At 52.5% G+C, this 5587-nt stretch carries 7 protein-coding genes; all 7 read left to right on the top strand.

Translation table 11 applies throughout. From position 1 onward, the window contains the following. Positions 1-855 (top strand): hypothetical protein (locus Q8Q07_01035; GenBank protein ID MDP3878876.1); only part of this gene is annotated, 855 nt, incomplete at its 5' end. 16 nt (positions 856-871) lie between these two features. Then, positions 872-1075 carry a type II toxin-antitoxin system HicB family antitoxin gene (locus Q8Q07_01030; GenBank protein MDP3878875.1) on the top strand — a complete coding sequence of 68 codons (204 nt, stop codon included), beginning with the start codon at positions 872-874 and terminating at the stop codon, positions 1073-1075. 519 nt (positions 1076-1594) lie between these two features. Beyond that, positions 1595-2155, top strand: coding sequence for a GNAT family N-acetyltransferase (locus Q8Q07_01025; GenBank protein MDP3878874.1), 561 nt, complete (start codon positions 1595-1597; stop codon positions 2153-2155). A 28-nt stretch (positions 2156-2183) separates the two neighbouring features. Then, positions 2184-2705, top strand: a complete 522-nt coding sequence (locus tag Q8Q07_01020) for a hypothetical protein (GenBank protein ID MDP3878873.1) — start codon at positions 2184-2186, stop codon at positions 2703-2705. A 521-nt stretch (positions 2706-3226) separates the two neighbouring features. Next, a complete protein-coding gene (locus tag Q8Q07_01015) occupies positions 3227-3829 on the top strand; it encodes an ATP-binding protein (GenBank protein MDP3878872.1) in 603 nt (200 codons plus the stop codon). Between the two features lies 1 nt (position 3830). Then, complete coding sequence (locus tag Q8Q07_01010; protein MDP3878871.1) at positions 3831-4727, top strand: PHP domain-containing protein; 897 nt, start codon at positions 3831-3833, stop codon at positions 4725-4727. Positions 4728-4741: 14 nt separating this feature from the next. After that, positions 4742-5587: adenosylhomocysteinase (locus Q8Q07_01005; protein ID MDP3878870.1), on the top strand; the 846-nt coding region annotated here is incomplete at its 3' end.

The following is a 5587-nucleotide window of genomic DNA, read 5'->3' as shown; positions in this document are numbered from 1 at the left end:
GGCTACCTGGACTACACCACCCTGGACAATCGCCATTTTTTCTGCCTCCGTGAGGTCGAGCTTAACCAGCGTCTCTGTCCGGACACATACCTGGGCGTTGTCTCGATAACCGGCAATGATGGCGACATCCGCATCGAAGGCAAGGGGAGAGCCCTGGAATATGCCGTCAAGATGCGCCACCTTCCCCGGGAGGGGATGATGAATGTCTTGCTGGACAATGGACTGGTGACCACGGACATGGTAGATAGCGTCGCCCGAATTCTTACCGATTTCCACCGGAAGGCGGAAACCGGCGAAAATATCAACCGGTTCGGGGAAATTGAGGTTATCACTGGGAATGTCAATGAGAACTTCGACCAGACGATACCGTATATCGACAAGACGATTTCCCGGGAAACATACCGCAGTCTGAAGAAATACACAATCGATTTCATCGAGAACAATGGCGCGCTGTTCCGCAAACGGATAACCGATGGCAGGATAAGGGACTGCCACGGAGACCTTCACACCGCCCATATTTGCTTTGCCAGGACTATTTGTATCTATGATTGCATCGAGTTTAACGACCGCTTCCGCTATTGTGATGTTGCCTCGGAGGTTGCTTTCCTGGCGATGGACCTGGACCATTACCGGCGGCCGGACCTCTCCCGGAGTTTTGTCAATGCCTATGTGACCCTGAGCCATGATGACGAGCTGTACCGGTTACTTAACTTTTACAAGTGCTACCGGGCTTATGTGCGGGGTAAGGTGGAGGGTTTCAAGCTTGATGCCCCCCTTATAGCGGAGGAAGAAAAGGAGAAAATTACGACAACAGCCCGCGAGTATTTCGAGCTTGCCGAGTCATATATCGGGTAAGGGGGAATTGGGGATTATGGTGAAGAGTTTTACATTAGAATATTGGATTGATGAAAACTGGTATGTAGGGAAGCTGAGGGAGGTTCCGGGAGTATTTATCCAGGGTGAATCCCTGGAAGAACTAGAAGAAAATATACGGGATGCCTATCATTTAATGGTTGAAGAGGAGACCATGCCCGGGGTAAACGTTAAAACAAAGGAGATAGGCATTGAGGTATGAAACGGCGGGACTTTATCAGCGAGCTGGTAAAGGGTGGCTGTTACCTGAGACGACATGGTAAAAAACATGACATATACGCGAACTCCAGGAATGGGAAGAAGGCACCGGTGCCCCGTCACTCTGAAGTTAGGGACAGTCTTTGTGAATTGATCAGAAGGCAGCTCGGGCTTGTAGATTGAAGTGCAATGGTAGTCAATAGCCGGCGAGTATTTCGAGCTTGCCGAATCATATATAACGGAGTCGAAGTAATTTACCGGTCAATCTCAGTCCTGATTGTGTCCGAGAATTACGGATTGTCATCCTGAGAGAATCCAAGGATATCGGTGTTGGGAGGAAAGTAGCTTCAATTCGGGGCGCGCCGACCCCGTATTTAATACGGGGCTTCAGTCTCGGAGTTTATACTGAGCGTAGCGAATATGCTCATTCAGAATGACATTATTCGGACAGCTTCAGGGAAGCGGAATAAGAGTTTTTCAGCACCCTGCTGATTCAGAAAAAGGTGGAAGAGAGGAGAATATCGTGGAAATAGAAATAAGATACATTGATGAGCAGACGGTCAAGGACCTGTTCCCTACCTGCGATAGCTGCCTGTACTGGGAAGCCCCGGAAATGTACGGTAAAGACAAGACGGGCAGACCTCAAATACCACCGGATGAAGCTATTGAAATCAAGCAGCGCTGGTTCCGGAAGATGGAGGAGAAGTTCGGCAACTGCGGGCAGATTCTCTATGTTGACGGCAAAGCCGTGGGCTATGTTCAGTACGCTCCTCACCGTTTTCTGCCCAATGTCGCCGAGTTCTCCAGAGAGCTGTTTGCCCCCAGTCCGGACGGGGTTTTAGTTTCCTGTATTCACATCCGGGAGGGCTATCAGGGGCAGGGGTTAGGCGGCAGGCTGCTACAGGCGGCGATTGGAGATTTGAGGAGCCGGGGCTATCAGGCGGTAGAGACCTATTCCCGGGATGATTCAGCGAGTAATAGTTCCGGGCCTACTGTGCTCTACCTGGAGCATGCCTTCAGGCAGATCAGCAGGAAACGGCGGGGAGAAGCCGCCTTTTCCTTGATGAGGCTGGAACTTTCATAAGGAACTCTGTTTTTGATAATCAGGTGATATGGGGAAAAAGTGGTTTTGGATTGCCGGTCTGGTTTTGGCGGTCGCCGTTGCAGGGTTGGCGGGTTGCGGCAGCCCTGCGACTGAAAAGTCCAATTTCAATATGATTTTCAGGTATGGCGTTATGGCCAGGAACGAGCTGGACACATTCCAGGGGATCTACACGAAAGACATGATCGCCGACCCTTCAATTACGGTGCCATTGTCTTTGACTGAAGAGGAGCTGGACAGCATCTACCGCAAGATGGTTGAGATTGGCTTCTTCAGCTATCCCGACGAGTTCTCTGTTTCTGTGGCCCCCGGGGAGTCTATTGGCATGGTAACCCCGCATATGAGCTACTATTTTAAAGTAGAATACGATTCTCAAACTAAAGAACTGTGGTGGGATGAGGAAATAGTTGAGATAGGTTATGAAGACGAAAAGGCTGGCAACCTGAGAAGCCTTATCGAGCTTATCAGGAGCATCATTGGATCTAAAGAAGAGTACCGGCAGTTGCCGGAACCCGGCGGGGGCTATATGTAAAATGAGCAAAGGGGATGAAATATAAAGAATTGCTGGTATCTTATGAAGAGAGAAAACCCCGGATGGGAGTAAGTTTCCCCTCACCTTATTCCTCTCCGTTCGGCTGAGCTCACGACGAAGCCCGCAAGGGGAGAGGAAATGTCCCAAATCCGTGGATTCTTAAGGAGTTCTAAAAATGTCATTGCGAGACCATTTCGACCCCGTATCAGTGTACGGGGTAAACTCGTTGGAAGGCTTCAGCCCGAGTTCAGCGTTCGACTGAGCTCACGCCGAAGTCCCGAGGGCTTCAGCCCGAGTTCAGCCCGAGGGCGAAGCAATCCGGGTTTGGGACTTTATGACTACCCTCCCCACCCAGATTGCCACGTCGTCCTTCCTTTGCAGGAAGGACTCCCCGCAATGACACCTCGCTGATGAGCTTTTCGGGTTCAAACTCACGGATCAAGGAAATGTACAAAGGCTTTTATATATAGAGAACAATCGCAATCAGTCGTGATAATGCCGAGTAATGGGGAGATGATAGATTGAGAGAACCGTTTGTGAAATTTGTGGAGAATAAGCTGGGCAGCGGTTTTGTGCTGATTGCCTGCGGGCTGCCCGGCACCTGGAAAACGGAGACGACGGAGGAAGTGGCCCGGATCAAGGGCTATCCGCTGCTGCGCAGCGACCTTATCCGGCTGGAAGTGCTTAAAAACGAGGATATATTCGATGAAAAAGTGGCCGCGAACATGGACAAGCGGACAATGGTCTATGATGAGATGTTCCGGCGGGCGGACGAGGCGCTGGGCGAAAGCAATGGAGTGGTACTCGATGCTACTTTCATCACCCAGGCATTAAGGAAGCGGGCCGCTGAAATCGCCGGCAAGCATAACCTGACGTTTGTTATTCTCCAGACCGACTGCCCGCAGGAGGTATCCATCGCCCGGATATTGAGACGGAGCAAAGAGGAATACGAATCGAACGCGCTTACGGAGCAGGCTTACCTGAACAATAAAGAGAGGTTTGAGGCAGTAGACCTGGAGGACCTGAAGAGCCGTTACCCGGAGCTTAATGTCCTGCACCTGACCGTAGATACCAGCCATGATGCGCCTGAAGACTGGTATCTCACCGGAATGGCGAAGAGATAGTATGAGAATAGACCTGCACATCCATACCAGCACCGGTTCGGACGGCATCCTCTCCGTGGAGGAGGTCTTCCGCGAAGCCAGAGAGAGAAATATCAATTTTATGTCGATAACTGACCATGATTCTGTCGATTGCCAGGAAAGGGCCATCTCTCTGGCGGCGGAATACGGAATTGATTATATCAGCGGCGTTGAATTAAACGTGACCTTCCAGTACAATGGCGGCATTAAAGGTGACAAGAGTCACCACGGCGAGCCGAAGTCCGTTTCCCTGGACTTCCTAGGCTACCAGTATGACATTGATAATCAGGAGCTACGCCAGAAGCTGGAATTGCTCAGGAAACACAGGCGGACAAGGGCCCATCGGATCCTGGAGAAGCTGAATACCGAGTTCGCCAGGGAAAATATCGAGCCGTTTACCGGAGAAGATATTAAAAAGATAGAGGATAGCGTTGACGGCGCCTTCGGGCGTCCTCATATCGCCGGATACCTGGTCGAAAAAGGGATTGTCAGCAGTATCCAGGAAGCCTTTGACAAGTATCTGGTCAGGTGCAATGTGCCCAAATTGCCCCTGTCACTGGCAGAGGCTTCGAGCCTGGTCAGGAACGCCGGGGGCAAGCTGGTACTGGCCCACCCCAATGACCCCAACAGGACATCGCTGGTGAGCCTAACCTCTGATTTAAGCCGGCAGGCGAGAATTATTGAGGAATCTGTGCTAGAATACATCGACGGTATTGAATGCTGGCATTCCAGAAATGATGCCGGCACCACTGCCAGCTATATTGAGCTTGCCCGCAAGCACGGCCTGCTCATGACCGGAGGCAGCGATTGCCATCAGAGACCGCTCCTGATGGGGACGCTGGATATACCTGACTACGTGGCGGCACAATTTAGAAGATAATTGAGGAGTAGCTGTTGAGTAAAAACTATGATGTCAAAGACCCGGCCCTGGCCGGGGCCGGTAAACAGCGGATCGCGTGGGCAGCCCGTGAGATGCCGGTGGTCAGGCTCATCGGGGAAAGATTTTCCCGGGAGAAGCCTTTTAAAAGCGTGCGCATCTCGGCCTGCCTCCACGTTACCACCGAGACCGCCAACCTGGCCCTGGCATTGAAGGAAGGAGGGGCCGATGTTGTCCTGTGCGCTTCCAATCCCCTGAGCACCCAGGATGATGTCGCCGCGGCTCTGGTGGAATACGGTGTTCCTACCAATGCCATCAAGGGAGAGGATGATACAACCTACTATAATCATATCAGTACCGCCCTGGATAACAAGCCCCACCTGACGGTGGACGATGGCGCCGACCTGGTGACTACCCTTCATACCAAACGGAGCGATTTGATTAAGGACGTTATCGGCGGTACCGAGGAAACCACCACCGGCGTTATCCGGCTGCGGAGCCTGGAGAAAGCGGGGAAGCTGGCCTATCCCTTAATTGCCGTCAATGATGCCCAGACGAAGTACCTCTTCGATAACCGCTATGGTACCGGGCAGAGTACCATTGACGGTATCACCCGGGCGACCAATGTCCTCTGGGCCGGGAAGAAGGTGGTGGTCTGCGGCTATGGCTGGTGCGGGCGCGGCATCGCCCTGAGGGCCAAGGGCCTGGGCTCGCGGGTGCTGGTGACCGAGGTGGAGCCGGTGCGCGCTCTGGAAGCGGCCATGGACGGTTTTCAGGTGATGCCGCTGCCGGATGCGGCACGGGAGGGGGATATCTTTATAACCGTCGCCGGTAACAAGAGCGTTATCGATAAGGAGCACCTT

The sequence above is a fragment of the Dehalococcoidales bacterium genome (genome assembly GCA_030698765.1).
Lineage (GTDB): Bacteria > Chloroflexota > Dehalococcoidia > Dehalococcoidales > UBA2162 > JAUYMF01.
This window is presented reverse-complemented; position numbering and strand designations above follow the sequence as displayed.

Excerpts from the sequence above, each read along its gene's own strand:
- Q8Q07_01030 (MDP3878875.1), top strand. The coding sequence starts at position 872 with ATGGTGAAGAGTTTTACATTAGAATATTGGATTGATGAAAACTGGTAT.
- Q8Q07_01020 (MDP3878873.1), top strand. The coding sequence starts at position 2,184 with ATGGGGAAAAAGTGGTTTTGGATTGCCGGTCTGGTTTTGGCGGTCGCC.
- Q8Q07_01010 (MDP3878871.1), top strand. The coding sequence starts at position 3,831 with ATGAGAATAGACCTGCACATCCATACCAGCACCGGTTCGGACGGCATC.